Annotated in this window: 22 protein-coding genes and 1 tRNA gene; 15 read left to right on the forward strand and 8 right to left on the reverse strand. The window is 59.8% G+C overall.

From position 1 onward, the window contains the following. Window positions 1-128: 128 nt before the first annotated feature. The 6 genes from AC2CHD_RS14270 (at window position 129) to AC2CHD_RS14295 (ending at window position 6,128) form a co-directional block, all read left to right on the forward strand. Window positions 129-608, forward strand: a complete 480-nt coding sequence (locus AC2CHD_RS14270) for a DUF805 domain-containing protein (protein WP_484554193.1) — start codon at window positions 129-131, stop codon at window positions 606-608. A 38-nt stretch (window positions 609-646) separates the two neighbouring features. Further along, entirely contained in the window at window positions 647-1,180 is a 534-nt protein-coding gene (locus AC2CHD_RS14275) for a DUF3592 domain-containing protein (protein ID WP_484554194.1), read from the forward strand. Beyond that, the gene (locus AC2CHD_RS14280) at window positions 1,173-1,688 is read left to right on the forward strand and encodes a hypothetical protein (RefSeq protein WP_484554195.1); all 516 of its coding nucleotides are present in this window, start codon (window positions 1,173-1,175) and stop codon (window positions 1,686-1,688) included. The genes AC2CHD_RS14275 and AC2CHD_RS14280 overlap by 8 nt, the downstream gene beginning before the upstream one ends. Continuing rightward, the gene (locus AC2CHD_RS14285) at window positions 1,685-2,023 is read left to right on the forward strand and encodes a hypothetical protein (RefSeq protein ID WP_229447303.1); all 339 of its coding nucleotides are present in this window, start codon (window positions 1,685-1,687) and stop codon (window positions 2,021-2,023) included. Before AC2CHD_RS14280 ends, AC2CHD_RS14285 begins: the two co-directional genes overlap by 4 nt. Window positions 2,024-2,033: 10 nt before the next feature. Beyond that, window positions 2,034-2,657, forward strand: a complete 624-nt coding sequence (locus tag AC2CHD_RS14290; RefSeq protein ID WP_484554196.1) for a hypothetical protein — start codon at window positions 2,034-2,036, stop codon at window positions 2,655-2,657. Window positions 2,658-2,876: 219 nt separating this feature from the next. After that, the gene (locus AC2CHD_RS14295) at window positions 2,877-6,128 is read left to right on the forward strand and encodes an autotransporter domain-containing protein (RefSeq protein ID WP_484554197.1); all 3,252 of its coding nucleotides are present in this window, start codon (window positions 2,877-2,879) and stop codon (window positions 6,126-6,128) included. Window positions 6,129-6,241: 113 nt separating this feature from the next. Here the strand turns inward: AC2CHD_RS14295 and AC2CHD_RS14300 are convergent. Both AC2CHD_RS14300 and AC2CHD_RS14305 read right to left on the reverse strand, forming a co-directional pair. After that, window positions 6,242-6,318, reverse strand: a tRNA-Arg gene (locus tag AC2CHD_RS14300). A 274-nt stretch (window positions 6,319-6,592) separates the two neighbouring features. Continuing rightward, the gene (locus AC2CHD_RS14305) at window positions 6,593-6,832 is read right to left on the reverse strand and encodes a hypothetical protein (protein ID WP_484554198.1); all 240 of its coding nucleotides are present in this window, start codon (window positions 6,830-6,832) and stop codon (window positions 6,593-6,595) included. A 121-nt stretch (window positions 6,833-6,953) separates the two neighbouring features. Here AC2CHD_RS14305 and AC2CHD_RS14310 point away from each other — a divergent pair, with 121 nt between their 5' ends. Next, window positions 6,954-7,631, forward strand: a complete 678-nt coding sequence (locus tag AC2CHD_RS14310) for a hypothetical protein (RefSeq protein ID WP_229447267.1) — start codon at window positions 6,954-6,956, stop codon at window positions 7,629-7,631. 81 nt (window positions 7,632-7,712) lie between these two features. Here the strand turns inward: AC2CHD_RS14310 and AC2CHD_RS14315 are convergent, their stop codons facing one another. Next, window positions 7,713-8,885 (reverse strand): cystathionine beta-lyase, encoded by a 1,173-nt coding sequence (locus AC2CHD_RS14315; protein ID WP_484554199.1) that lies wholly within the window; start codon window positions 8,883-8,885, stop codon window positions 7,713-7,715. Window positions 8,886-9,216: 331 nt separating this feature from the next. On the opposite strand from AC2CHD_RS14315, the gene AC2CHD_RS14320 reads away from it, so the two are divergent. The 4 genes from AC2CHD_RS14320 to AC2CHD_RS14335 all read left to right on the forward strand — a co-directional run bounded on the left by AC2CHD_RS14320 (window position 9,217) and on the right by AC2CHD_RS14335 (window position 13,493). Then, window positions 9,217-10,245 (forward strand): amino acid ABC transporter substrate-binding protein, encoded by a 1,029-nt coding sequence (locus tag AC2CHD_RS14320; protein ID WP_229447265.1) that lies wholly within the window; start codon window positions 9,217-9,219, stop codon window positions 10,243-10,245. A gap of 70 nt (window positions 10,246-10,315) precedes the next feature. After that, complete coding sequence (locus AC2CHD_RS14325) at window positions 10,316-11,506, forward strand: amino acid ABC transporter permease (RefSeq protein WP_484554200.1); 1,191 nt, start codon at window positions 10,316-10,318, stop codon at window positions 11,504-11,506. Window position 11,507: 1 nt separating this feature from the next. Further along, window positions 11,508-12,665 carry an amino acid ABC transporter permease gene (locus AC2CHD_RS14330; RefSeq protein WP_229447263.1) on the forward strand — a complete coding sequence of 386 codons (1,158 nt, stop codon included), beginning with the start codon at window positions 11,508-11,510 and terminating at the stop codon, window positions 12,663-12,665. A gap of 24 nt (window positions 12,666-12,689) precedes the next feature. Continuing rightward, on the forward strand, window positions 12,690-13,493 hold the full coding sequence (locus tag AC2CHD_RS14335) for an amino acid ABC transporter ATP-binding protein (protein ID WP_025030807.1): 804 nt from the start codon (window positions 12,690-12,692) through the stop codon (window positions 13,491-13,493). Window positions 13,494-13,583: 90 nt separating this feature from the next. On the opposite strand, the gene AC2CHD_RS14340 is transcribed toward AC2CHD_RS14335, so the two are convergent. Both AC2CHD_RS14340 and AC2CHD_RS14345 read right to left on the reverse strand, forming a co-directional pair. Further along, window positions 13,584-14,807, reverse strand: coding sequence for an FAD-dependent monooxygenase (locus AC2CHD_RS14340; RefSeq protein ID WP_484554201.1), 1,224 nt, complete (start codon window positions 14,805-14,807; stop codon window positions 13,584-13,586). Between the two features lie 15 nt (window positions 14,808-14,822). Further along, window positions 14,823-15,065 (reverse strand): zinc-finger domain-containing protein, encoded by a 243-nt coding sequence (locus AC2CHD_RS14345; RefSeq protein WP_229447261.1) that lies wholly within the window; start codon window positions 15,063-15,065, stop codon window positions 14,823-14,825. 159 nt (window positions 15,066-15,224) lie between these two features. Here AC2CHD_RS14345 and AC2CHD_RS14350 point away from each other — a divergent pair, with 159 nt between their 5' ends. Next, window positions 15,225-17,444: an RNA degradosome polyphosphate kinase gene (locus AC2CHD_RS14350; protein ID WP_229447260.1), complete on the forward strand. Its 2,220-nt coding sequence runs from the start codon at window positions 15,225-15,227 to the stop codon at window positions 17,442-17,444. A gap of 12 nt (window positions 17,445-17,456) precedes the next feature. Next, on the forward strand, window positions 17,457-18,974 hold the full coding sequence (gene ppx, locus AC2CHD_RS14355; protein WP_229447259.1) for an exopolyphosphatase: 1,518 nt from the start codon (window positions 17,457-17,459) through the stop codon (window positions 18,972-18,974). 51 nt (window positions 18,975-19,025) lie between these two features. On the opposite strand, the gene rnd is transcribed toward ppx, so the two are convergent. Then, on the reverse strand, window positions 19,026-20,204 hold the full coding sequence (gene rnd, locus AC2CHD_RS14360; protein ID WP_484554202.1) for a ribonuclease D: 1,179 nt from the start codon (window positions 20,202-20,204) through the stop codon (window positions 19,026-19,028). A 52-nt stretch (window positions 20,205-20,256) separates the two neighbouring features. Then, window positions 20,257-21,501, reverse strand: coding sequence for an MFS transporter (locus AC2CHD_RS14365; RefSeq protein ID WP_484554203.1), 1,245 nt, complete (start codon window positions 21,499-21,501; stop codon window positions 20,257-20,259). Window positions 21,502-21,750: 249 nt separating this feature from the next. Between AC2CHD_RS14365 and aspS the strand changes: the two genes are divergently transcribed. Beyond that, window positions 21,751-23,538: an aspartate--tRNA ligase gene (gene aspS / locus AC2CHD_RS14370; RefSeq protein ID WP_484554204.1), complete on the forward strand. Its 1,788-nt coding sequence runs from the start codon at window positions 21,751-21,753 to the stop codon at window positions 23,536-23,538. A gap of 165 nt (window positions 23,539-23,703) precedes the next feature. Here the strand turns inward: aspS and AC2CHD_RS14375 are convergent, their stop codons facing one another. Continuing rightward, window positions 23,704-24,930 (reverse strand): hypothetical protein, encoded by a 1,227-nt coding sequence (locus AC2CHD_RS14375; protein WP_484554205.1) that lies wholly within the window; start codon window positions 24,928-24,930, stop codon window positions 23,704-23,706. Between the two features lie 119 nt (window positions 24,931-25,049). On the opposite strand from AC2CHD_RS14375, the gene AC2CHD_RS14380 reads away from it, so the two are divergent. Further along, the gene (locus AC2CHD_RS14380; RefSeq protein WP_484554206.1) at window positions 25,050-25,916 is read left to right on the forward strand and encodes an alpha/beta hydrolase; all 867 of its coding nucleotides are present in this window, start codon (window positions 25,050-25,052) and stop codon (window positions 25,914-25,916) included. The last annotated feature ends 168 nt before the right edge of the window (window positions 25,917-26,084 follow it).

Here is a 26,084-nt window from a genome sequence, read left to right on the forward strand (position 1 = left end):
GGTGCGCGTTTGATGCGCCGGCCTCACACAAACGTCGCATGACCGGTCACGGTCCCTTGCCTAAAATCCGGCATAGATGACGCTATCAGCTTGAAAGACGGTGTTCAGGCACCGCGGTTGGGGGAGCGATGGACCTTTTCACCACCTTTGAGGGGCGCATTTCGCGTCGACGTTTCTGGCTTGGGTTTGCCGGTATTGTGGCGATTGCGATGATCGCCGGCCTGGGTATCGTCAGTCTTTTTCCGCAGGGGGCAGTGCTGGCCCTTGTGCAGATCCTCTTGTCCGGCGCCATTGTCTACCTGTGGACGGCCGTGGTGGTAAAACGCCTGCATGATCGTGGGAAGTCTGCCTTGCCATGGGCTGTCGTCTTCATCGCCCCCGGTGTGGTTTCGCAGGTTTTGAATATTTTTAAGTTCGGCTACTCGGAAGTGGAACTGGCCGGCACCAGCATTCTGGTCCCGGGCATTGGAGCCATGGCTTTGATGTGGTTCGCCATGGCGGTTGCAATCTGGATGATCATTGAGCTGGGGTTTCTAAAGGGAACCGCAGGCGACAATGCCTATGGCCCCGACCCGCTTCGCGCAATGCAAAAAGCTTCGGCGACCTGAACCCGGTACGCGCTTTGATGCATTAGAGGCACCATAGAATGGTACACACCGCCCTGATCCGGCTGAACATGACGCAGCTCTACCTGCTGCGAACCGGACCGGACGGCAAACGTGAAGCGTCGTGGCGAATCTGGGTTCTCGTCTTTCTGGCTCCTGTGTTGTTTTTGGGAGCTGCCGCTGCCATGGCATGGGAAACCCGCAGCTTTCTCCACCGTGCACAACGCACCGTGGGGGAGGTCGTTCATGTCTATGCCTGGGAAGGCTGGAATCCGTGGGATGGCGCCACCACGGACTACAGTCCGGTTTTTCGATACCGCTTCACAGACGGTGAGATGACCCAGGCAAGCACCGGTCAATCCTCCCCCAACTGGAATTTTCCAGTCGGTTCGCAGCACGAAATATTCTTTACGCCGGACCGCAAGCGGGATGTTCGCCAGAACAATTTCGAACAGCTCTGGGCCGTGCCTGCGGCTTTAGCGGCAATCGGGCTGGTGCTGTTGATACCGGCACTCATTGCGGCCCTTCTCGTTCTGCGGTGGCTGAGAGCGCCACGGATGGCAGATCATGGCTGAGGTGACCCACCCGAAGCGAGATGCACCGCCTGCCGGACCTTGGCGGCGCCTTGCCGAAGCCGCCGTTCTGCTGGCTCCGTTTGCCGCGGCGCTGCTTTATGGATTCTGGAGTTTCTCATCGACTGACCGTCACTATGGTGCGCTCCAGAGGTTTGGTGTCGAGACAATGGCGACCATCCTTGACAAGCGCATGGTGCGCCATGGCACGGACCGCCCGAGATATCATTATGAGATGACAGTCGGCTTTACCGTGGGCGAAACCATGCGCCGGGGTTCTGTTCAGGTCTCCTCCAGCTTTTACGAGCGTCACGACCCGCCTCAACGCGTTCCGATCCGATATCTGCCAACAGACCCGCAGGTCCGCTCAATTGACCCGGCCATGCGTGGACAATCCATGCGCAACGCTTTCACCATCGTTGCTCTGCTTCTGTTTATCGGCTTCGCGAACCTGGGCATGGCGCGAAGAACCATACGCAGCCGAACGTCTGAAAAGAGGACCGGTAGATGACAATTTATGGAATCCCCATTGCCGATGTCGCATGGACAACCTGGTGGATGCTGGGTTCGGCAATGATCGCTTTTATCGGATTTGTCGGATGGAAGATCGGCTCTTTCTTCACTGGTGCAAAGTCGATGATCGAGCAGGATGGACCTGTACCTCAATACAGCTGGCTGCGTGAAACCATACTACCGGGCTACCTCGCCAATCGGCCTTTCAAGCGCCATGTGGCAGCCCGTCAGTTGCAGGGCAGGGTGGGCAGGTTCTTCTTTTATCTCCTCCTCGCCGGACTGGCCGGTCAGGTCGGTTTCTGGATTTTCGCCATCGGGTTCATGCAGCAATAGGATCCTCATCATGTACCGCATTCTCATCGGCCTACTCGTGATTTTCCCGTTCGCCACCCCGGTGCGGGCCGGCTGCACGGAAGATATCCAGGCCATGCTCTCTGCCGGCGAGAAATGGGAGAATTATCGGATAGAAACCCGTACCCTCATGGGTGGCGCTACGGTGCAGCATACGCAGCAATGGTTTCGCGATTACAGTCATTTTCATCAGGCCGTGCGGGAGACCGGTGTTCATTGGCTGGTGCTGGGGGCTGAGGAATACACCTCTCGCGACGGGAAGACCTGGCAGCCCTCCCGGATGCGCAACGAGAACTGGCTGGAGGAAACGCTGGCGCGCAATGCAACCCTGCGGGAAACCATTCGGGACGCCTCCTGCGACACGGAGACGGTCGACGGCGTCGCTCTTGTGCGATTTTCACATACGCAGGAGACAATGGAGCCTGTGAGATCCGTGTCGCAAGTGACCACCTTGCTTGATCCTGAAACCATGCGTCCGGTTCAGCGCCACATGAAAACCACCACACCCGCGCAGACGGTCCAGCAAGGTGATGCGCGTGCCGAGATCATGGAATCACAGATCGAGATGATCGTCGACTACTTCTGGGACGAGCCCATCGCTCTGCCAACCCCCTGACAGCCGTAACGGGTGGCGAAAAACCGTTCACGATCGCACAAACGTCGCATGTGGCATCCCGCTCCCACGCGTAAAAAAAGCGGACTCGCGACAGTTGATTTCGAAACTGATCCGGGAAGCGCGAGGTCTTTTCAAGGGGAATGCGACGTGCAGGAAAAGTCCAACCAAGATGATTTGAAAGAGCGCAAACAGGTTTGCCGGACCGTCCAGGCTTCGTTCATGGCGCTGATGGCATCGACCGCATTGCCTGGAGCGGCTCTGGCACAGGCGGTCATCGACGGAGGTGCCACGGAAACCGTCATCGGAACGGGCGGCGGAACCCAGCCGGATAGCTGGAACATCGGGGATACGCTGACCGTTGGGGATCTCGGCCTCGGAACGCTGATCATTTCGGATGGCGGGGTTGTCAACAACACGCAAGGGGTGCTCGGCGCAACGCCGACGGGGATCGGGAACGTCATCATTACAGGCGCCACGTCGCAATGGGTTAACAGCGCGACACTTTACGTGGGCTCGCAAGGGACGGGCACACTCGACATAACGGATGCGACCGTAGACGCTGCTGCCATTCTGATCGCGCAGGGCAACAGCACGCAAGGGACGGTTCGCCTGACCGGCTCGACAGCCCAACTCAATGCCAACAGTGCGAACATGATTGTCGGTTTTTCCGGACTTGGTGCGCTTGAAGCCAGCAACGGAGCATCGGTCTTTGCCGGAGCGGATTTCCTGATCGGCCACTCGTCCGGTGGCGGCGGCAGCTTCGCCACATTCGACAATGCCAACTTGACGGTCACCGGCGACACGAGAGTGGGGCGCATCGAATCCGGTGCACTTAATATCCAAAATGGGACCACGTTCCTGTCCCACGGATATGTCACGATCGGTGAGGGTGGCGGAACGGGAACTTTGACCGTCACGGGAGCCGGTTCGAACTGGACCATGGGCGCAGACACCTATGTCGGCACGGGCGGTATCGGCCAGATTACTCTCTCAGACAATGCGGTGGTGTTTGGGAACCATGGCAATCTGTATCTGGGATCCCATGACAGTTCGGGGCAGGCCACCCTGATCATTGACAATGCAAGCTGGTCGGATGCGGGCGAGATAACCCTGGGAGCGGATGTGGGCGCAAGCGGAACACTCACGCTGGCATCGGGGGGCAGACTCTCATCTTCCGACTATTTGTTCATCGGCGATCTGGGTGATGGCACGACGCTCGTCACCGGTCCCGGCTCGCAGCTCACGACAGATCTTGGTGTTTACCTGGGCAATTCCGATGGGGGCACCGGACTGCTGACCATCGCTGATGGCGGCGAGGTGAGCACCTCCGACGTCTATGTCGGTGCGCAGCAGGACACGGTCGGAACGGTGAATGTTTCTGGTGCGGATTCGGAACTGAATGCCGATGGCGAGTTGATTGTGGGCGATGAAGGCAGGGGCGAGCTTGCCATCACCGGCGGCACAGTCTCGGCCACCTCAACCATCACCCTTGGCTATGCGCCCACCGGCGAGGGGGAGGCTCTGGTCAGCGGTCCGAATGCCGGCCTGGCAGGCGACCACCTTTTCATTGCAGAAGAGGGCACCGGCACGCTGACGATCGCGGAGGGCGGACGGGTGACCGTCGCCAATCGAACCTATCTGGGCTACAACGCGACCTCTGAAGGAACGCTCAATATCGGTGCTGCCGCCGGCCAGGCTGCAGTTGCGCCGGGCCACCTGGACGCGCCGGAGCTGTGGTTCGGAGACCACGAGGACGCAAAACTGTTCTTCAATCACACCGGGAGCGCTCACGAGTTCGCAGTCGACATGATCGGCGAAGGTCGGCTCTACCAGCTCGCCGGCCAAACTGTCCTGACGGGGGATTCCTCGGGATTTACCGGAGTTTCGCAAATCTCCGGGGGCGCGCTTCTGGTCAATGGGAGCCTTGGGGGCAATGTGGTTTCCCTCAATGGCGGCATTGTCGGAGGGACAGGAACATTGACGGGGACCACCACAGTGGGATCGGGCGGACGGCTTGCTCCCGGCAACTCCATCGGAACGTTGAGTGCGGCCAGTGTCCTCTTCAATCCGGGTTCGGTCTATGAGGTCGAGCTTTCGGGCGGCGGCTTCACTGCCGGCACACACAACGACCTTTTGGACGCTGCCGGTCCGGTCACAATCAATGGTGGTGTGGTGCATGTTTCGCCGGAGAACGGCACCGATGACGGGTCGACCTATACGCCCGGAACCTACACCATCATCTCCGCCGGCAGCGTAAGCGGAACATTCGATACGGCTCGCCCAACCGATGACTACGTGTTCCTTGACTTCACGCTCGGCTATGATGCGACCAATGTCTATCTGCATTCTGAACAGGCAGTCTTCTTCTCCGATATTGCTGACACACCCAATCAGATGGCGATAGCAGGTCCGCTCGAGGCGCTGGGCAGTGGAAATGCCGTCTTCGACGCGTTGCTCGGAATTTCCGGCGACGAGGACAACGCCCGCGCGGCCTTCGACAGCCTCACGGGAGAGATCCACGCTTCCATGAAAACGGTGCTTCTGGAAGACAGTCGCTTCCCACGCGAAGGCGCGATGGATCGGCTTCGGGATCAATGGGGTGAAACAGGTGCCAATTCGGCTGCCGGAGCAGACCATGCGATGTTTGGACGTCCGGGTCTGTGGACGCGTGGATTTGGCGCATGGGGACGATGGGATAGCGACGGCAATGCCGCCGCGCTCGACCGCAGCGTTGGCGGTTTGCTGGTGGGCGGCGATGCAGCCTTCCTGGATGCATATCGGTTTGGCGTCTTCGGTGGCTTTTCCCGCTCTCGCTATGGGGTTGATATGCGTTCCTCGTCCGGCACCGCCGACAGCTATACGCTTGGCATTTATGGCGGCGGTCATTGGGACGGGCTCAGTCTGCAGGGCGGGCTTGCCCACGGCTGGCATAGGCTGGAAACCAGCCGTGCATTGGCGTTCTCCGGCTTCGCCGATCAGACCTCGGCCAGCTACAATGCCCGGACGCTGCAAACGTGGGGTGAAGCAGCCTACCAGCTTGAGGCCGGAGGTGCGCGACTGGAACCCTTCGCCAACCTTGCTCATGCGCGGCTGTCCACCGAGGGGTTTGCCGAGAGTGGAGGCTCTGCGGCTCTGAGCGCGGCCGGGGATGGAATTTCCGCCACTTTCACCACGCTTGGCCTACGCGCCGAAACGGACATCGGATGGGGCAGCACGAATGCGTCTCTCAGTGGGACAATTGGGTGGCGACACGCTTTTGGGGGGACGCCGACCTCTCAGCTATCGTTTGCCTCCGGCGGCGAGAGTGCAGCAATCGCGGGAGTGCCGCTGGCCAGTGACCAACTGGTTCTAAACGCCGGCCTTGAAATGACGCTCGGCAGCGCCGCCACACTGGACATTTCCTATGGCGGGCTGTTTGGGTCCGGAGTGACTGACCACTCAGGCAACGTCACATTGAACGTCCGCTTCTAATCTGACGATATCGCGATGTGTTCGCACCGCAGCGCCCTTGGTCTTGAAGGGCGCTGGCGGTGATCCAAACCTTATCGAACGAGATAGCGGCGATGAGGAGTCCGAATGAAAAATGGCGCACCCGACAGGATTCGAACCTGTGACCTCTGCCTTCGGAGGGCAGCGCTCTATCCAGCTGAGCTACGGGTGCTGGCCGATATGCGCTGGAGACGAAGCAGCAGCGCGTCGCTTTCATAGCCGAAGCCTTTGCCTGCATCAACGATGAAATGCGATGAATTGCCAGGCTTGGCGTTTTCGGATCCAAGGCTCGAGAAGGAACCCCGTGGGCATGCAGGCCAAAGCGCCAGGCCTTGGCGTTTCCCGGGCCTTGACGTTTTGATGCCTTATGGCGCGGGAGGGTCATGCCGCTGCGAGGTTTTCCTATGTCCGCCTATGTCCTACCGGGGCCGCTGAGTGGGATAAGATCAGCTTTTTCCTGAGCGGGCACCTTTGCCGAGATCCCGGCGCGCGCGCTCATCCTTGTCCAGTTTCTCAAAACTCTCGATGACCCCGTCTGCTTCCTGTTTGACGTCAGGGACGGCATGGCGCTGATTGCGAACTTTCGTCTGATCATCGCCCTGCAACTGATTGTTGCCCATCCGGTCGGCGGCCAGATCGCTGCTCTGGATGTCGGAGGCACGGTCCTTCTTCTGCCGGTCATTCATGGGAATGCTCCTTTCATGCTCTGTTCAACTCCTGCAGCCTGAACGGAAGAGGGGAGGAATGCGTTCCATGGTGGCACTCCGCTTTTAGGGAACGAAGCCGGCAAGTGGGCGTTGGCCGCCAATGCAGGATACAATCGTTGAACCATTATGGAGCTGGCTGCGGGAAAACCATGGCGCTGTCAGTGCGTTGGCCAGTCTCGCCACACTGGTCGTCTGGACGCTCTATTTCCAGATGCTGCTGATGAACTACCGGCGTACACTGCGCCCCAAAATCCTGATCAATCGGGGCGCCGGGCATCGCCTTCAGGCACACTGTCTTATCGCAAACATGAGCGCAGAGCCGATTTATATCGAAGCTGTGTTGCTGGACGTGGGCTATCTCGCGGATGGCGAGAAGGCCGTCGCGCGCAGTCGGTATTCCCTGAGCGACCTCGATCTGGATATTCTCAATGGCAGCGATAGCAGCCCGCAATGGTTCCAGGGACCGCTCGACAGCAGTGAATGGCTCGATATCGGCACTTTTCAGCAGTTGATCGGAAAGGTGCTCGAGCAGGACCGCACGGCTGAGGGAGCCTTTCCCGTCGATCGGATGCCGGCTCTGGACAGGTTGCGCGAACTGACGGTCATCGTGGTGGCGACCTACCGCGCACAGGACCTTCTGGTGGCCGCCCGACGCAGTTTCGATGTGAAACAGGATACAATCGGAAAACGGCTGATCCCGCGCCATTTCACGGCCGAGCAGATCCGATCCCGCAGGGACCGACGGGCGCTCGAAAGGATCATGAGAGACGGAAGATAGAACCCAGCCTCATCTCTGGCGCGCGCAGCCTGTTCAGAAGATGGAACTCAAACGCGCGCCGCAGAATGATGAAACCTGTCTTCAGGCCTTTTCCGCAGCGACCAGAGCAGCAGAAAGATCAGCCTTCAAATCCTCAACGTCTTCCAGGCCGATTTGCAACCGGATAACCGGGCCTTCTTTCGGTGGCTGCGCGATCGTTCGATCGTTAAGCTGCACGTGCACGGCAAGGCTCTCATAGCCGCCCCAGGAATAGCCGAGACCAAAATATTCAAGGGCATCCAGAAACGCATGGGCCTGTGCCTGGCCGCCGCCATCGAGCACGATAGAGAAGAGACCGCTGGATCCGGTGAAGTCACGTTTCCAGATCGCGTGGCCGGGATGCGATTCCAGCGCCGGGTGGAGAACGCGGGCAACGCCCTTCTGCCCCTCCAGCCAGCGTGCGAGGCTGAGTGCGCTCTGCTGGTGGCGCTCGAGCCGTACGCCCATGGTGCGCAAGCCACGCAGCACCTGGTAGACATCGTCCGGCGCAGCACAGATGCCGAGTGCCCCGTGGGTGTCAAGCAGGCGCTCGAAGCACGCTTCATTGGCCGAAACGGTTCCCAGAAGGACATCCGAATGCCCGCCGGGATATTTGGTGGCCGCCTGAATGGAGATGTCGACCCCGTGGTCGAGGGGACGGAAGAAGAGTGGTGTTGCCCAGGTGTTGTCCATCATCACGATGGCGCCACCCCGGTGGGCGACGTCGACAATGGCGGGGATGTCCTGCATCTCGAACGTTCCGGAGCCAGGGGCCTCGGTAAGGACCACTTTGGTATTGGGTTGCATAAGTGTGGCGATGCCTTTGTCGGCAGCCGGGTCGTAATAGGTCACTTCGACACCAAGCCGGGTGAGCATGGTATCGGCGAAATGTCGTGTCGGATGATAGACCGAATCGACGATCAGAACGTGGTCGCCCGAAGACAGGAAGGCGAGCAGCGGAACGGTGACAGCGGCAAGCCCAGAAGGCACGATAATGGTGCCGGCAGCCCCTTCCAGCTCGTTCATCGCCGCGGCCAGCGCGTCGGTTGTGGGTGTGCCGCGGGTGCCGTATGTATACTTTTGGTTGCGTGAGGCCATGGTCCCGGCATCGGGAAACAGCACGGTTGAGGCGTGAACCACCGGCGGATTGACGAAACCGTGAAAGTCGCGCGGATTGTTGCCCATATGGGCAAGGCGCGTGTTGTCTCCGACTTTAGTCTTATTCTTTTCGTTCATGGAACCTGTCGCTTGATTGACTGCGGGCGCGCCCTGGAGCGTGAGCGTAAGGAAAACCCTCGAAACCGGGCGTTCAAGATGCCGGATGGAACGCCATTGTCGGCGACCCGTCAACCGGGCAGGGGCCGCGCTCTTGCCTCTGGAGCAAGGGTCTTTCGCTCTTGACCCAAAGAGATTTATGGCATTCGATGGGACCAGTGCGTGGGAGAGGAAGTGCGTGTCCGCCCCTTTGCGGGCCGGCACTCCGAGCGGGGTGTACGGGACATTCGCCTGCTTCCGCACTGAAAATGTCAGGGGATAAGCCCGAACACAGAAAAAAGGGTTCGTAATCATGAAAAATATTGTCAAAGCGTTGCTCGGCTCGGCCGCGATCGCGATGATGGCAGCGCCGGCTTCTGCCGCCACGCTGGACGATGTGAAGGCGAAAGGCCACGTCCAATGCGGCGTCAACACCGGCCTCATCGGCTTCAGCGCACCGGACGACCAGGGCAACTGGAAAGGCCTCGACGTGGACTTCTGCCGCGCCGTGGCTGCCGCAATTTTTGACGATCCCGAAGCCGTGGAATTCACGCCGCTTTCGGCAAAAGACCGTTTCACCGCGCTTCAGTCGGGCGAAGTGGACGTGCTTTCCCGCAACACCACCTGGACGATCAGCCGCGACACGGCACTCGGCCTGAACTTCGCCGGCGTGACCTATTATGACGGCCAGGGCTTCATGATCAATGCGAAGAAGCTCGAAGGCATCAACTCCGCGCTTCAGCTTTCGGGTGCCGCGGTCTGCGTGCAGGCCGGCACGACGACGGAGCTGAACCTCGCCGACTACTTCAAGGCGAACAACATGGAGTACAGCCCTGTTGTTTTCGAGAAGTTCGAAGAGGTGAACGCGGCCTATGATGCAGGGCGCTGCGATGTCTACACGACGGACCAGTCCGGCCTTTATGCCGTGCGCTTAAATCTCACCAACCCGGACGACCACATCGTTCTGCCCGAAATCATCTCCAAGGAGCCCCTCGGGCCGGCAGTGCGCCATGGCGATGACCAGTGGTTCGACATTGTCAAATGGGTTTATTACGCGCTCGTGAATGCTGAAGAGCTGGGCATCAGCCAGGCCAACCTTGAAGAGAAGATGAATTCGGACAACCCCGAAGTGCGTCGTCTTCTCGGCACCGAGGAAGGCACCAAGCTTGGTACCGATCTCGGTCTGACCAATGATTTTGCCGTCCGTGCTATCAAGCATGTGGGCAACTACGGTGAGATCTTTGAGCGCAATGTGGGTGCCGACAGCCCGCTGAAGATCTCGCGCGGGATCAACGCCCTTTGGACGAAGGGTGGCCTTCAGTACGGTATGCCGATCCGCTGATCGGGTCCCGTGAAAACAATGCGTGAGAGGCGGTTCGCGCTGCCTCTCACCATTCCTGGTGAGGATAGCCATGGCCACCCCGCAATCAACTGTGGAGGGCGCGGCGCCTCGTGTGCCGCTCTTCTATGATCCGCGCGTTCGAGGAATTGCCTATCAAGTGCTGGTGTTTGCCGGCCTCGTTGCCCTGATCTACTGGGTCATCGGCAACACGACTGCCAATCTTCAACGTGCCAACATCGCATCCGGTTTCGATTTCCTTCAGGGACGGGCCGGTTTCGACATTGGCGACAGTCTTGTCGAATATTCTTCCGATTCCACCTATGGGCGCGCGCTCTTCGTCGGCTTTCTGAACACGCTGCGTGTCGCGATCGTCGGTATCATTACGGCCACGATCATCGGCTTCATCATTGGTATCGGCCGCTTGTCGAAGAACTGGCTGATCAATCGTATCTGCCTCGTTTATGTGGAGGTGTTCCGCAACATTCCACCGTTGCTGGTCATCTTCTTCTGGTATTTCGGCGTCCTTTCCGTGCTGCCGCTGCCGCGCGAGAGCATTGATCTGCCGCTCGGCTCGTACCTTAACAGCCGCGGGCTCTATTTCCCGCGCTTCCTTTGGGGCGAGGGGGCCTGGCTTGTTCTCGTCGGACTTGTGCTCGGCATCGTCTTCACCTTTTTCGTCCGCCGCTGGGCGCATCGCAGGCAGATGGCGACGGGCGAGCAGTTTCCGGTTTTCTGGACGAGTGTGGCGTTGATTGGCGGCTTGCCGCTTCTGGCCTTTCTTCTGACGGGGCTGCCACTGAGTTTCGAGTTTCCGGAGTTGTCGACTTTCAATTTGCGCGGCGGCATTCAGGTGCGGCCCGAATTTCTGGCGCTCTATCTCGCTCTCTCGTTCTACACGGCTGCGTTCATCGCCGAGATCGTGCGTGCCGGTGTGCTCGGTGTCAGCCACGGGCAAAGCGAGGCTGCGCAGGCGCTGGGTCTTCGCTCGGGCCAGTCCATGCGGCTGGTGATCATACCGCAGGCACTTCGGATCATTATCCCGCCGCTGACCAGCCAGTATCTGAACCTGACCAAAAACTCTTCACTGGCCGTGGCCATCGGATATCCAGACCTTGTTGCCACGGGCGGGACGACGCTCAACCAGACCGGACAGGCCATCGAAGTGGTCGCAATCTGGCTGGTCGTCTATCTGGGCCTTAGTCTCGGAACGGCCGGGTTGATGAATTGGTACAATGCGCGCATGGCGCTGGTGGAGCGGTAGGATGCAAGAACACGATCTCTCTTTCGTCCGTGCCGAAATGGTGGCCAATCAGCCGCCGCCTGTTTCCGACCACGGGCCTGTTTCATGGCTGCGCAAGAATCTCTTCGCCAATGTGACAGACTCGATTTTCACAATATTGGGCATCGCCCTCATTGTGATGATCGTGCCGCCGATAATCCAGTGGGCGTTCATTGATGCCCAATGGACCGGGGCAGACCGTTCCGTCTGTGCCACCGTGGTGCAGGGCGGCACACAGCCGGAAGGCTGGTCTGGAGCATGCTGGGCTTTCGTGGACGCGAAATTCCAGCAGTTCATGTTCGGACGTTACCCGATGGATGAACGCTGGCGCGTTTATCTGACTGGCTTTCTGTTTGTGGCGCTTCTCACGCCGCTCCTGATACCCAGTGTTCCGCGCAAGGGATTGAACGCGATCCTTCTGTTTGTCGTTTTCCCGATCGTGGGGTTCTTCCTGCTGTCGGGAGGCGCGTTCGGGCTTCGGCCGGTCCCGACGCCGCTCTGGGGCGGTCTGTTGGTAACGCTGGTGCTTGCCTATGTGGGCATCGCGGTTTCGTTTCCGCTCGGCATACTTCTGGCGCTTGGCCGCCGGTCGCAAATGCCGGTGGTGAAGCTGGTGTGCGTTGTCTTCATCGAGACGATTCGCGGTGTGCCGCTGATCACCATCCTGTTCATGGCGAGCGTTATGCTGCCGCTTTTCCTGCCACCCGGCACCTCGTTCGACAAGCTTCTGCGGGCGCTGGTCGGCGTGGCGCTCTTTGCCTCGGCCTATATGGCGGAGGTGATCCGCGGCGGGCTCCAGGCGATTCCCAAAGGGCAGTATGAGGGTGCGGATGCGCTGGGTCTGAGCTTCTGGAAGAAGATGAACCTCGTTGTTCTTCCGCAGGCGATCAAGCTGGTCATCCCCGGCATCGTCAACACCTTCATCGGTCTCTTCAAGGATACGAGCCTCGTCTACATCATCGGCATGTTCGACCTTCTGGGAGCCGTGCGGCAGAACTTCGCGGACGCGAACTGGGCATCGCCTCAGACACCAATCACCGGCCTTGTGTTTGCAGGCTTCGTGTTCTGGCTGTTCTGCTTCGGCATGTCGCGCTATTCAATATTCATGGAACGCCGGCTCGATACCGGCCACAAACGCTAGGCCGAAGGCCAAGGGGAAACAAAAATGGCAAAGGAAAACGCCGTCCGGGCCGAAGAGCTCCACGCCGACCGCAGCAAGATGCAGGTCTCCGACACCGATGTCGCGATCGATATCGTTGGCATGCACAAATGGTATGGTGACTTCCATGTGTTGAAAGACATCAATCTCAGGGTGATGCGCGGCGAGCGCATTGTCGTCTGCGGGCCTTCCGGCTCGGGCAAATCCACCATGATCCGCTGCATCAACCGGCTGGAGGAGCACCAGAAGGGCAAGATCGTCGTTGACGGCATCGAACTGACCAACGATCTGAAAAAGATCGACGAGGTGCGGCGCGAAGTGGGCATGGTGTTCCAGCACTTCAACCTGTTCCCGCATCTGACCATTCTTGAGAACTGCACGCTGGCGCCGATCTGGGTCCGCAAGACGCCCAAGAAGGAAGCGGAGGCAACCGCGATGCATTTCCTCGAGCGGGTGAAGATCCCGGAGCAGGCGAACAAGTATCCCGGCCAGCTTTCGGGCGGTCAGCAGCAGCGCGTGGCGATTGCCCGCGCTCTGTGCATGAACCCGCGCATCATGCTGTTTGACGAACCGACCTCGGCGCTTGACCCGGAAATGATCAAGGAAGTGCTCGATACCATGGTGGATCTCGCTGAAGAGGGGATGACCATGATCTGTGTGACCCACGAAATGGGTTTCGCACGGCAGGTGGCCAATCGTGTGATCTTTATGGATCAGGGCCAGATCGTGGAGCAGAACACGCCGGAAGCCTTCTTCGACAATCCGCAGCACGAACGCACCAAGCTCTTCCTGTCGCAGATCCTGCACTGATCACGCAGGAAGCATGGAAACATCAACGCCGCGTCTCCCTGTGGAGGCGCGGCGTTTTTCATTTCTGATATAAACGGTGGTGCTGGCTGTTCAGAGGTTCTGGGGAGCGTCTGCGTCGAAACCATAAAGCCAATCGAAATCTGCCATCAGAGCCTTCTCGCTACGCCGTCGCAGAACCAGGTTCCGCGCAAAAGCGACCGGGCCGCCCGCATGCCACGTAAAGCGGTTGAAGGCGCCGCGGCGGGCGACGCGGACCACCCGGGGCTTGCGGGCCGCTTCATAGGCGGCAAGGGCGGGGGCAGGGTCGCCCGGAGTGCGGGCCAAAAGTCTGGCGAGCACGACCGCATCCTCGATGGCCATGGCGGCCCCCTGAGCGGCGAACGGAGGAACCGCATGGGCCGCATCGCCCACGAGCGCCAATCCCTGCGGACTGGTCCAGGCGTCTGCGGGGGTGACTGCATGAACCGGCCAGACCGTCCAGCGTGCCCCTTCTGCACCTGCCAACCGGCCGAGGGAAGGATTGGCCCGGGTGAGGACCTTTTTCAGGGGGGCGTCATCGGCGTCCTGCGCCCAGGCATCGAGCGGGACTTCGCCCGGCAGGATGGCGACCAGATTGATCGCACGCCCATTGCTGATCGGGTAGGCGACGAGATGAAACGCGGGATCCAGAAAGGCTGTCACTCTGTCGGCCGCAAGAGCATCGCCCAATGCGGTCTTTGCCGCGGTCATTGGCAGCGTTGTGCGCCAGGCGATGTATCCGGTGAAACGGCTGCGCACGGAGGAGCGGATCAGCCGTCGGGAATGCGACCACACGCCGTCAGCGGCAATCAGAAGCGGAGTGCAGATGGCCTCAATGGTCTCGTTCCGCCGGATATGCAGCCGGGCACTGCCATCTTTTGAGAACTCGGATTTTTCGACAAAGGCTCCGGTGACAACCTCAATCAACGCTTCGCTGCGGGCGCGTTCAAGAAGTGCGCTTTGCAGATCTGCGCGGTGTGTCACCAGATAGGGCGCGTTCCAGCGTGCCTCACCGACATCTCCCAACGGCATGGAGGCAAGCAGAGACAGACTGCGAGCCTGCATAAGCGCGACCGCCTGCGGGCGCACGGCGTGTTCTCCAAGAGCATCAAGCACATCCAGGCGGGCCAGAAGGCGTGTCGCGTTGGGAGAAAGCTGAAGGCCCGCACCAACCTCGGTAAGTTCCGGTGCGCGCTCGTAAATGCGCACCGGCAATCCATGCTGCGCCATGGCGAGCGCGGTCGTCAGCCCGGCAATGCCAGCGCCAACAACAATGGCTGCGGGAGCGTTGCTCACCGGTCTGTCAGCTGTTCAGGCCGCTTCCTCGAACTGGCAACCTTCGGGTTTGGTCTCCGCCGCTTTGAGCGCCGGATTGTAGCGGTAAAGCGTCGAGCAATAAGGGCAAACGCGTTCATTCTCGTCGCCCATGTCGATAAAGACATGCGGATGATCGAAGGGCGGATTGGCGCCGACGCACATGAATTCCTTCACGCCGATTTCGATTGCTTCATGTCCGCTGGTGTTCTGGAAATGGGGAATGGCTGATCCGGCCATCATCGTCTCCGGCTTGGAATGCGTTGGAACTTGCCTGCGTTTGTAGCATAAACTCCATCTTTGCAACCCTATGATATGAAACTGTCGCAAAACCATGTCACCAGATAGTCTGGCGGCAGAAAAGCCGCGACACATGTTGGGAAAAGGCGTGAGCAGGTTATGAACGAACTGAAGCCAGTCCGAAACGAGTTCTCTTTGGAGACGGGACCCGCTGGGGAAATCGCCGGCGCCAGCCCGGATCGTTTCGTCAATCGCGAATTTTCGTGGCTTCAGTTCAATCGGCGTGTTCTGGACGAGGCGCAGAACCAGAACCATCCGCTTCTTGAGCGTCTGCGGTTTCTGTCCATCTCGGCCGACAATCTGGACGAGTTCTTCATGGTGCGCGTTGCCGGGCTGGCCGGTCAGGTGCGTGAGCACATTGCAACACGCAGCGCCGACGGACGCACACCCGAGGAACAGCTTGAGCATGTTCTGCGCGAGGTTGCGCGGCTGCAGATTGACCAGCATGACAGCTTGAATGCGCTTCTGGAGCTACTGAGCAGGGAAGGCATCGAACTCGTTCGTGCCGACGCCTTGAATCAATCTGACATGAAATGGCTGGAAGATCATTTCATGGAAGCGATTTTTCCGGTTCTGACTCCACTGTCCATCGACCCGGCGCATCCGTTTCCCTTCATCCCGAACCTCGGTTTCTCCATCGCGCTCGAACTGCAGCACGAAGGGGAACTGGAGCCCATGACGGCGCTTTTGCGCCTGCCCGTTGCGCTCAAGCGCTTCATCCAGTTGCCCGACCGCAGCGGCACGGTCCGTTTCATCACGCTCGAAGATGTCGTCAGCCTGTTCATCAGCAAGCTTTTTCCGCGCTATCAGGTAATCGGATCGGGCACGTTCCGCATCATCCGGGATAGCGATATCGAGGTTGAGGAAGAGGCCGAGGACCTGGTGCGCCTGTTCGAATCGGCCCTGAAGCGCCGCCGTCGCGGCTCGGTGATCCGCATCGAGTTCGACAATGAGATGCCCGAAGGCCTTAGGGACTTCGTCGCGAGTGAGCTGGGGGTGGCGGAAAACCGCATCACCGTTCTTGAGCGACCGCTGGCCATCAACCAGATTTCCGAGATCGTGAAGGTGCCGCGCGAGGACCTTCTGTTCCAGCCCTACAATCCGCGCTTTCCAGAACGCATCCGCGAACACAATGGCGACTGTTTCGCGGCGATCCGCGAGAAGGACATCATTGTCCATCATCCTTATGAATCCTTCGATGTGGTGGTACAGTTCTTGCGCCAGGCCTCGCAGGACCCGGAAGTGGTGGCGATCAAGCAGACGCTGTATCGCACCTCCAACGACAGCCCGATCGTGCGGGCGCTGATCGAGGCGTCCGAGGCGGGCAAGTCGGTAACAGCCCTCGTGGAGCTAAAAGCGCGCTTCGACGAGGAAGCGAACATCCGCTGGGCGCGCGATCTGGAACGGGCGGGCGTTCAGGTCGTGTTTGGCTTCATCGAATTGAAGACGCATGCGAAAATGTCGCTCGTGGTACGCCGCGAGGAAGGCAAGCTGCGCAATTATTGCCACCTGGGAACGGGCAACTACCATCCGATCACGGCACGGATCTACACCGATCTGTCCTACTTCACGGATGATCCGGAGATCGCACGCGATGTGGCTCAGGTGTTCAATTTCATCACCGGCTATGCTGAGCCAGACGGTGAGATGCGCATTGCCGTATCTCCATTCTCGCTGCGCAACCGGCTGCTCGACCATATCCGCGCGGAGATCGAGCATGTAAAGGCGGGACGTCCGGGCCAGATCTGGATGAAGATGAATTCGCTGGTCGATCCGTTGGTGATCGACGCGCTTTATGAGGCAGGGCAGGCGGGCGTCGAGATCGATCTGGTGGTGCGCGGCATCTGTTGTCTGCGTCCGCAAGTGCCTGGGCTCTCCGAGCGCATACGGGTGAAATCCATTGTTGGCCGTTTCCTGGAGCACAGCCGGATCTACTGTTTCGGCAACGGCCACGGCCTGCCGTCCGACGAAGCGGTGGTCTACATCTCATCCGCCGACATCATGCCGCGCAATCTCGACAGGCGCGTGGAAACCATGGTGCCGATCACCAACCCCACGGTGCATGAACAGGTTCTCGGGCAGATTATGCTCGGAAACATCATGGACAACCAGCAGAGCTTTGAAGTATTGCCCGACGGCACCTCTCGGCGCATTATGCCCGATGAGGGAGAAGAACCGTTCAACGCTCAGGAATATTTCATGACGAATCCGAGCCTATCCGGTCGCGGCAATGCCTTGAAATCTCATGCGCCGAAGCGGATCGCCGCTTTCAAGAAGCGCAAGAAGGTAGATGTCGAAGCCGTTTCATCAACGGACTAACGGGCATATCTTTTGGGCATAGCTGAATCTCAAGGCCGGCTTCAGGACCGGCGTCCCGTTTCGGTCATCGATATCGGGTCAAACTCGATTCGCCTCGTGATCTACGAGGGGGTCGCGCGTTCTCCGAGCGTGTTGTTCAACGAAAAAATGCTGGCTGGTCTCGGCAAAAGCATCGTCACGACGGGCGAACTCGATCCCGAAGGGGTGACGCGGGCGGTCGAAGAGTTCCGCCGGTTCCGCGCGCTGTCCGAGCAGGCCGGCGCGCAATCCCTGCACGTGCTTGCGACGGCGGCAGCACGCGAGGCGAAGAACGGCCCGGACTTCATTCATCGGGCAGAAGACATTCTGGGCACGAACATTCGTGTGCTCTCCGGACGCGAGGAGGCGAAATACTCCGCCTTTGGCATCATGTCCGGCTTCCACAAGCCGAATGGCATTGTCGGAGACCTTGGCGGCGGTAGTCTCGAACTCGTTGAGGTTGAAGGCTACGAGATGGGCGACGGCATCACCCTGCCGCTCGGCGGCTTGCGGCTTAAGGAGATGGCGAAAAACTCTGTCACCAGGGCCGGGCGCATCGCCCGCGATGAGCTGGCCCGCGCCCCGTGGCTGAAGGACGGGGCCGGGCGCCCCTTCTACTGTGTGGGCGGCACATGGCGAAACCTCGCCCGCCTGCACATGCTTGAAACCGGCTATCCGCTCGAGGTGATGCACCACTACGAAATGGACATCGAGCAGTCGGTGGATTTCCTGAAACGCGTGGCGGGCGGCGTCGATCGTTTCGCTGGCATCAGTCATATTTCCAAGAATCGCCGCACGCTTCTGCCCTATGGTGCGACAGTGCTGCAGGAGATCATCAAGGCGTCGAACCCCTCCAGGATCATCTTCTCGGCGCTCGGTGTGCGTGAGGGCTATCTCTATTCACTGCTGGAAGAAGAGGACCGTCGGCGGGACCCGTTGCTTTCGGCTGCTCAGGAACTTGCCGTGTTGCGGTCACGCTCGGTGACCCATGCGCGCGAATTGGCCGAATGGAGCGGGCCGGCGCTGCAAGCGCTCGGCATTGAAGAGACGGAGGAAGAAGCGCGCTATCGCGAGGCGGCCTGTCTTCTGGCCGACATCGGCTGGCGCGCGCATCCGGAATATCGTGGCACACAATCGCTGAACATCATTGCCCATGGTTCCTTCATCGGCATCGACCATCCGGGCAGGGCCTTTATCGCGCTTGCGAACCTTTTCCGGCATGAGGGCCTGTTCAACGATGCGCTCTCGCCGCGCATGCGCCAGCTCGCAACGCCTCGGTATGTCGAACGGGCGCGGATCCTGGGCGGGCTTCTGCGCGTCGTCTATCTGCTGACGGCCTCAATGCCGGGCATCATTCCCAAGCTCAAATGGGAAAAGCGGGACGACGGCACCACGGTGCTTCTCATTCCCAAATCACATGAAGCCCTGATGGGAGAGCGCCCTGTGGGCCGCATGGCACATCTGGCCAAAGTCACCGGGCTCAATCTGGCCTTGGAAGTGGCGAAAGAATAGGCTGCAGAGGCGATGATCGATCGCGAGCAATTCGACGGTCGATCGCGCCTTTTATTCGGCAGCTTCGCTGCGTGTATCTGCCGGTTCGAAAATCTCGATCTTCCGGTTGTTGAAACGCAGCGCAAGCTCACCCTGCACCAGCTTCACCGCTTCCTTGCCAAAAACCTCTCGCCGCCAGCCTGACATGGCAGGAACGTCCGCCTCCGCGCCGTCGGCTGCGATGCGGTCGATGTCGTCGCTGGAGGCGAGCATTTTCGGCGCAACGCCCTGCTTGTCGGCAACCAGCTTCAAGAGCACCTTCAGCAGTTCGGCCGCCGCTGCGGCGCCCTCGGGAGCGTGGGGCGGTCTGGGCAAGCGTGGCAGGTCCTCTTTTGGCAGGGCCATGGCCTTGGCGACGGCACCAAGCAGCCCGGTGGCCGCACTGGACCGCTCCCAGCCTTTGGGAATGGTTCGAAGCCGCCCCAGTGCCTCGCTGTCGCGCGGATGCTGCTGTGCCACTTCGTAGATCGCATCGTCCTTTATGACACGCCCACGCGGCACATTGCGCTCGCGCGCCTCACGCTCGCGCCAGGCTGCAACGTGCTGGAGGATAGCGAGATCGATGGGTTTCTTTACGCGAAGCTTGAGGCGCTTCCAGGCATCGTCTGGATGCGGATCATAGGTTTCGCGCGCTGTCAGCACAGCCATTTCCTCGTTGAGCCAGTGCGCACGTCCTTCGCGCTCCAACTCAGTCTTGAGATGCAGATACACATCAATGAGATGCGTGACGTCCGCAAGCGCATAGCTGAGCTGCTTGTCTGAGAGAGGACGGCGCCGCCAGTCGGTGAAGCGCGATGACTTGTCGATGCGGGCGCCAGTGATCTTTGCGACGAGCTGGTCATAGGAGACGCTATCGCCGAAACCGCAGACGGATGCCGCCACCTGCGTGTCGAAAAGAGGACTGGGGATCAGTTTTCCGAGATTGTAGACGATTTCAACGTCCTGACGCGCCGCATGGAACACTTTTACAATGTTCTGATTGGCCATGAGCGCGAAGAACGGTTTGAGGTCGATCCCATCGGCAAGCGGATCGATAAGCGCGGTGACACCCGGAGCCGCCATCTGGATGAGGCAGAGCTCCGGCCAGAAGGTCGATTCTCGAATGAACTCGGTGTCGACAGTGACGAAATCGGATTTTTCGAAGGCTTTAATCGCCGCTTCGAGGTCTTTTTGCTTCGTGATCAGATCCATTCTGCTTCTTTAGGTCATGCTGGCGAAAAAGGAAAGAAACCGCTTGCCTTGATTAGAGGTCATCGACGGATCGATGATTGCGGCTGCGCCGTGCCATCCGAACGAAAACCGGCGAGGTCCGCAACAGCGCCGCAAAGCGCCGCCGCCTTGCTGCAGGAACGGATGGGCGCACACTCATCCGGTAGAATGTCACGCCGATGAGCACCGCATAGACAAGGGAGGTGTAGGAGAAGAGCGCATGCGGGCCAAAACGCTGCATGAGGAGCGAAGCCAACAGGGGGCCGACCATGGCGCCGAGCGAATAGAAGAAGAGCAGGCCGGCGGCGAGCTGCACGAACTGATCCTTCTGGGCGTGGTCGTTGGCGTGGGCGACCGACAATGAATAAAGCGACATGGCAAATGCACCGAACAGAAACACCAGCAGCATGTTGGCTTTCGGGCTTTCGCCGGCAAACCAGACGATGATCAGCGCAGAGACGAGCGCACCGATCGTGGTGCCAAGAAGCACGACGCGGCGATCATGGCGGTCAGACAAGGCTCCCAGGGGATATTGCATCACGGCTCCGCCGATAATGCCCGCGCTCATAAAGGTGGCGATCTCGGATACGCTGAGGCCGATGGATTGGCCGTAGATCGGCCCGACTATGCGAAAGGCGCTGTTGGTGAGGCCGACCGCCAAACAGCCGAAGGCCGCCAGCGGCGAGATGCGCCAGACGGCGGCGAGGTCGAGACGCAGTTCAGCCGGTGGGCGTGGGTTGGAACGGTCGGCCATGGAAACCGGCACCAATGACAGGGTGATCATCATCGCCATGACGGCAAAGGTGACAAATCCTTCGATGCCGAGTGCTGGCAGCATGTATTGCGACCCGGTGACCGCGGCGATGTCGATGATGCGGTAGACGGCCAGAACACGGGCGCGGTTGGTGTTCTGCGCAGCCGAGTTGAGCCAGCTCTCGATTGTGGTGAAGAGACTTGAAAAGCAGATGCCGGAGAGAAAACGCACCGCGATCCAGGAAAGCGGATCGACGAACAGGACGAGGAGCAGCGCCCCGGCGGCACCCAGCGCCGCAAGTGCCGCAAAAGCACGGATATGCCCGACCGCGCGCAGAAGACGCGGCACGTAAAGACAGCCGATGAGGAAGCCTGCGAAATACGCACTGCCCATGAGGCCGATCGTGGTTTCGGAAAACCCTTCCGCCGCACCGCGCAGCGCGATCAGCGTGCCCTGAAGCCCGTTACCGGCCAAAAGGATGCCAGCGGCAATGAGAAGCGGGATCAGCGGGCGAAGGCTGGACATGGTGTGAGGCCCGTGCTGGGAGGCGCGGCAGGTCGCACCGTTCGACAATGAGCTATAGGCCGCCCTGTACCAATTCTCTTGGGCCAGCAGGCCGGGGCGATGATTCCAGCTGTTCGACCGGAGACCGATAAAGCGGCATCCGGCCCGACACCTTGACAAATCGTACCTCTCATGCGCTTTTCGCGCCGACCTTCCGGGAGGGTTTCGACCTGTCCCGCGTATGAATTCCAAGACACGGATGATATGACCATGCATCGCTATCGCAGCCATTCCTGCGCCGAACTCAGAAAATCCGATGTGGGCGCGAATGTGCGCCTGTCCGGCTGGGTGCATCGTGTGCGCGACCATGGTGGCCTCCTGTTCATCGATCTGCGCGATCATCACGGCGTGACGCAGATCGTGGCGGATCCTGATTCTCCTTCGTTCAAGACCGCCGAAAGCGTACGTGGCGAATGGGTGATCCGTGTCGATGGTGAGGTAAAGGCGCGCACCGACGAGACCATCAACAAGAACCTGCCGACGGGCGAGGTGGAGATTTTCGCGCGCGAGATCGAAGTGCTTTCCGAGGCGAAGGAGCTTCCGCTGCCGGTGTTCGGCGAGCCGGACTATCCGGAGGATATCCGCCTCAAATACCGGTTCCTTGATCTGCGTCGTGACACGCTGCACAAGAACATCGTTCAGCGCACGAAGATCATCGCCGAGATGCGCCGGGCCATGGGCGAGGCGGGCTTCACCGAATATTCGACACCCATCCTGACCGCTTCCTCGCCAGAAGGCGCGCGCGACTTTCTGGTTCCGTCGCGTCTTCATGAAGGAAAGTTCTACGCGCTGCCGCAGGCGCCGCAGATCTACAAGCAGTTGATCATGGTGTCGGGCTTCGACCGGTATTTCCAGATCGCACCCTGCTTCCGGGATGAGGATCCACGCGCCGACCGTCTGCCCGGCGAATTCTACCAGCTTGACCTCGAAATGAGTTTCGTCGAGCAGGAAGACGTGTTCCAGACCATGGAACCGGTCATGCGCGGCATCTTTGAGAAGTTTGCCAATGGCAAGCCGGTGACGGACGTCTTCCCGCGCATCCCCTACGACGAGGCGATGCGCAAATACGGTTCCGACAAGCCGGATCTCAGAAACCCGATCGAAATGGAAGATGTCTCCGAGCACTTCCGTGGCTCGGGCTTCAAGGTTTTCGCCAACATTCTCGCCAATGACGAGAAGGCCGAAGTCTGGGCCATTCCGGCTAAGACGGGCGGCAGCCGTGCTTTCTGCGACCGCATGAATTCCTGGGCGCAGGGCGAGGGCCAGCCGGGGCTTGGCTATATCTTCTGGCGCAAGGAAGATGCGGGCCTTGAGGGTGCTGGCCCGATTGCCAAGAATATCGGCCCGGAGCGCACTGAGGCGATCCGCACCCAGCTTGGCCTGGGTGACGGCGATGCTTGTTTTTTCGTTGCCGGCGATCCGAAAAAGTTCGCCGCCTTTGCCGGCGCTGCCCGCACGCGGGCGGGTGAGGAGCTCGATCTGGTCGACCGCGATCAGTTCAAGCTCGCCTGGATCGTCGATTTCCCCTTCTACGAGTGGAACGAGGACGAGAAGAAGATCGACTTCGGCCACAACCCGTTCACCATGCCGCAGGGCGGTCTGGAAGGGTTGGAAAGCGGCGACCCGCTGGAGCTGAAGGCCTACCAGTATGACCTCGTCTGCAACGGTTTCGAGATCGCTTCCGGCGGCATCCGCAACCATCTGCCCGAGGTGATGGTCAAGGCGTTCGAGAAAGTCGGCTTCACGCAAAAGGACGTTGAAGAGCGTTTCGGCGGCCTTTACCGTGCATTCCAGTATGGCGCACCGCCCCATGGCGGCATGGCGGCCGGCATCGATCGCATTGTCATGCTGCTTCTTGGCGCGAAAAACCTGCGCGAGATCACCATGTTCCCGATGAACCAGCAGGCACAGGACCTCCTGATGGGCGCCCCCTCGGAGGCGAGCCCCGCACAGCTTCGTGAGTTGAACCTGCGTCTTGCGCCGGTCAAAAAGGATTGAATGAGCGAATAGTGAGTAGCGAATAGCGAATAGCTGGTCGCAAATTCAAAGGGGTTGCAGGCCTTGTACAGCTTGCAACCCCTTTTCACTATTCACTATTCACTATTCACTATTCACTATTCACTATTCACTATTCACTATTCACTATTCACTATTCACTATTCACTACTCATTCGCAGTGATCGAAAGCCCGACCTGCTTCGCCAGCGCCTCCGGCGAGCCCATGGCAGTGCCTATCAGAACGGCGAGCGGTATCCCTTCTTTTGGCGCAACGCTGATCGTGAGGTTGCGCGGATTGTCCAGATAGCTGGTCACGGCCTTGGAGAGGCTCTGTGTCAGATCCGGGCCGAGATACTGACCGGCCATGAGGGGCACGATGGCCTTGGCCTGATTGGCTACGTCTTCCGGCTTGACCCCCTGCTGGTCCGCCGCATAGGCAAGCACCTTCCCGGTCAGTGAAGCATCGGAAAAGCGGATCGAGGCACCATGGAGGCTGAGCTGTTGCATGAGGCCGAGCATGGCAAGGCCCTGCGCCTGCTTCTGCTGTTCGGTTCCGCTGTCCATCTTGTTCTGCATATCCTGCAGGGTGCGGATGAATTCGGGCGTGTAGCCGCTGATATCCGCCGTGATCGCCAGTGTCCCGGCGTTCTCGACCTTGACGTCGTAGCGCGTGATCTTCATGCGACCGTCGGCCAGAGCCCAGCTGCCGGCCATATCAACGCTGCCGGACAGCTCTTCGTAGCCGTATTCGCTCAGTTTGCTGCGTGCATCGCTGTTGTCGGCAAGCGTCGCAACATCGAGCCAGAAATTCTCGACGGCTCCGACGAAGCTCATGCTCTCAGTGCCATCCCCCAGCGTGGTGTTCGCCTGCAGCGATTCCAGCGTAAAGAGCGGTGCCCCGTCTTTTCCCACACGCGCGCTGTCGAGAGCAAAACGACGGTACTGCATCAGGCCGCCATAGGGCGCGTTTTCGCCCTCTTTGGGCAGGATGAGCCCTTCGATTGAAAGGCCGTTCAACGCAATGTCGAAACCTTCTTCCGACTGTTCGAAACTGTCGACAGCAATCCGGCCGATCTCATAGACCTCGCCGGTCTCGGTAACGTCTTGCAGGAGAAAATCGCCGAGCTGAACTTTGGCCTCGACGTCCAAAAGACCGAATGAGGCATTCTCGAGAACGATCGAATCGCCATCCTGGCGCACGCCGGTCCATTCAGCCATCACGCCTTGATCGCCGAGCAGGGTTTTGTAGCGGGCTGCGACCTCCTCTGCCTCCCAGGCCCAGGCGGACTGCAGCGCCGTCGCCGAAAGAAGGGCAGCGAGCGAAAGAGACTTCAGCTTGGTCATGTGGCTGAGCATGGGAATTTCCTTGAAATTGCGTAAGGTAACGGTCATCCAACGTGTTCGTCGGCTGAAAATGCGATCTGAGGATGACCTGAGGTCATTCCTGTGTCAATTTTGCGGGCGTTCGCATGGTTTAAGCACCACCAAGGAATCTGCGGGAGAGGCTGAGAATGAGGGCATTGGGGCAACTGTGGGCAGGATTTCTCCTGACGATGTTGTTTTCGCTGGCCGCGCAGGCTGTAGAGCTGCACGAAGGCATCACCTACCGACAGGGACTGAAGCTCGATATTCATGCGCCAGACCGCCCCGGCCGCACCGCCCAGGCCGGCGTGGTACGCATGAATCTCTTCTCTTTCGGTGGTCGCAAGGCACCGGTGGTGATATACGCCCACGGCGGCGGCTGGGTGAAGGGCTCGCGCAAGAAGGTCTATTCGCTTCCCCAGTGGCTTACGTCTCTCGGTTACATTCTTGTTGCCATCGACTACCGCAAGGTTCCGCAGACGACGATCGACGGTCAGGTCAATGATCTTTCGGCGGCGATATCCTGGGTGCGCTCCAACATTTCGCGCTATGGCGGGGATCCCTCGCGCATCGTGCTGATGGGGCATTCGGCCGGCGCGCATCTGGTGGCGATGGCGGCAGCGCGCAATGTTGCGGGCTCCGTGCGCGGGGTCATACCCAACGATGTGCAGGCCTATGACATGGTCGCCTATGCCGGCATGCGCGGCTCGCTCGGCTATCCCTATATCAATGCGTTTGGCTCTGACCCCAATGACTGGGTGCGCTGGTCGCCCGTCACTTATGCCCGGCGCGGTTCCGGTTTCCCGCCGCATCTTTTCCTGCATTCGGGCTCCAATGGCGCGCGGCGCAAGGCACTGACCAACGGCTATTCCAATCTCCTGAGGGCGCGGGGCGCGCGTTCGGCGGTTTTCGACGGCGGTCGCTACACCCATGGTTCGATCGCGCGCAAGCTGGGCGAACCGGGCGATCCCGCGACATTGACGATCGAGCGGTTCTTGGCGCAGGTGATGCGGTGAGGGAACGGAGCGAATAGGAAAAAAGGGCTGGACACCTGCGTCGCCTGAGGCAATCCATACTCGCTACTCGCTACTCGCTACTCGCTACTCGCTACTCGCTACTCGCTACTCGCTACTCGCTACTCGCTACTCGCTACTCGCTACTCGCTACTCGCTACTCGCTACTCG

This window comes from Nitratireductor sp. ATLC21, assembly GCF_057196525.1.

What these genes read in the sequence shown, in the direction of transcription:
- AC2CHD_RS14270 (WP_484554193.1), top strand. Translation starts at nt 129, where the DNA reads ATGGACCTTTTCACCACCTTTGAGGGGCGCATTTCGCGTCGACGTTTC.
- AC2CHD_RS14275 (WP_484554194.1), top strand. Translation starts at nt 647, where the DNA reads ATGGTACACACCGCCCTGATCCGGCTGAACATGACGCAGCTCTACCTG.
- AC2CHD_RS14280 (WP_484554195.1), top strand. Translation starts at nt 1,173, where the DNA reads ATGGCTGAGGTGACCCACCCGAAGCGAGATGCACCGCCTGCCGGACCT.
- AC2CHD_RS14285 (WP_229447303.1), top strand. Translation starts at nt 1,685, where the DNA reads ATGACAATTTATGGAATCCCCATTGCCGATGTCGCATGGACAACCTGG.
- AC2CHD_RS14290 (WP_484554196.1), top strand. Translation starts at nt 2,034, where the DNA reads ATGTACCGCATTCTCATCGGCCTACTCGTGATTTTCCCGTTCGCCACC.
- AC2CHD_RS14295 (WP_484554197.1), top strand. Translation starts at nt 2,877, where the DNA reads ATGGCGCTGATGGCATCGACCGCATTGCCTGGAGCGGCTCTGGCACAG.
- AC2CHD_RS14305 (WP_484554198.1), bottom strand. Translation starts at nt 6,832, where the DNA reads ATGAATGACCGGCAGAAGAAGGACCGTGCCTCCGACATCCAGAGCAGC.
- AC2CHD_RS14310 (WP_229447267.1), top strand. Translation starts at nt 6,954, where the DNA reads ATGCAGGATACAATCGTTGAACCATTATGGAGCTGGCTGCGGGAAAAC.
- AC2CHD_RS14315 (WP_484554199.1), bottom strand. Translation starts at nt 8,885, where the DNA reads ATGAACGAAAAGAATAAGACTAAAGTCGGAGACAACACGCGCCTTGCC.
- AC2CHD_RS14320 (WP_229447265.1), top strand. Translation starts at nt 9,217, where the DNA reads ATGAAAAATATTGTCAAAGCGTTGCTCGGCTCGGCCGCGATCGCGATG.
- AC2CHD_RS14325 (WP_484554200.1), top strand. Translation starts at nt 10,316, where the DNA reads ATGGCCACCCCGCAATCAACTGTGGAGGGCGCGGCGCCTCGTGTGCCG.
- AC2CHD_RS14330 (WP_229447263.1), top strand. Translation starts at nt 11,508, where the DNA reads ATGCAAGAACACGATCTCTCTTTCGTCCGTGCCGAAATGGTGGCCAAT.
- AC2CHD_RS14335 (WP_025030807.1), top strand. Translation starts at nt 12,690, where the DNA reads ATGGCAAAGGAAAACGCCGTCCGGGCCGAAGAGCTCCACGCCGACCGC.
- AC2CHD_RS14345 (WP_229447261.1), bottom strand. Translation starts at nt 15,065, where the DNA reads ATGGCCGGATCAGCCATTCCCCATTTCCAGAACACCAGCGGACATGAA.
- AC2CHD_RS14350 (WP_229447260.1), top strand. Translation starts at nt 15,225, where the DNA reads ATGAACGAACTGAAGCCAGTCCGAAACGAGTTCTCTTTGGAGACGGGA.
- rnd (WP_484554202.1), bottom strand. Translation starts at nt 20,204, where the DNA reads ATGGATCTGATCACGAAGCAAAAAGACCTCGAAGCGGCGATTAAAGCC.
- AC2CHD_RS14365 (WP_484554203.1), bottom strand. Translation starts at nt 21,501, where the DNA reads ATGTCCAGCCTTCGCCCGCTGATCCCGCTTCTCATTGCCGCTGGCATC.
- aspS (WP_484554204.1), top strand. Translation starts at nt 21,751, where the DNA reads ATGCATCGCTATCGCAGCCATTCCTGCGCCGAACTCAGAAAATCCGAT.
- AC2CHD_RS14375 (WP_484554205.1), bottom strand. Translation starts at nt 24,930, where the DNA reads ATGACCGTTACCTTACGCAATTTCAAGGAAATTCCCATGCTCAGCCAC.
- AC2CHD_RS14380 (WP_484554206.1), top strand. Translation starts at nt 25,050, where the DNA reads ATGAGGGCATTGGGGCAACTGTGGGCAGGATTTCTCCTGACGATGTTG.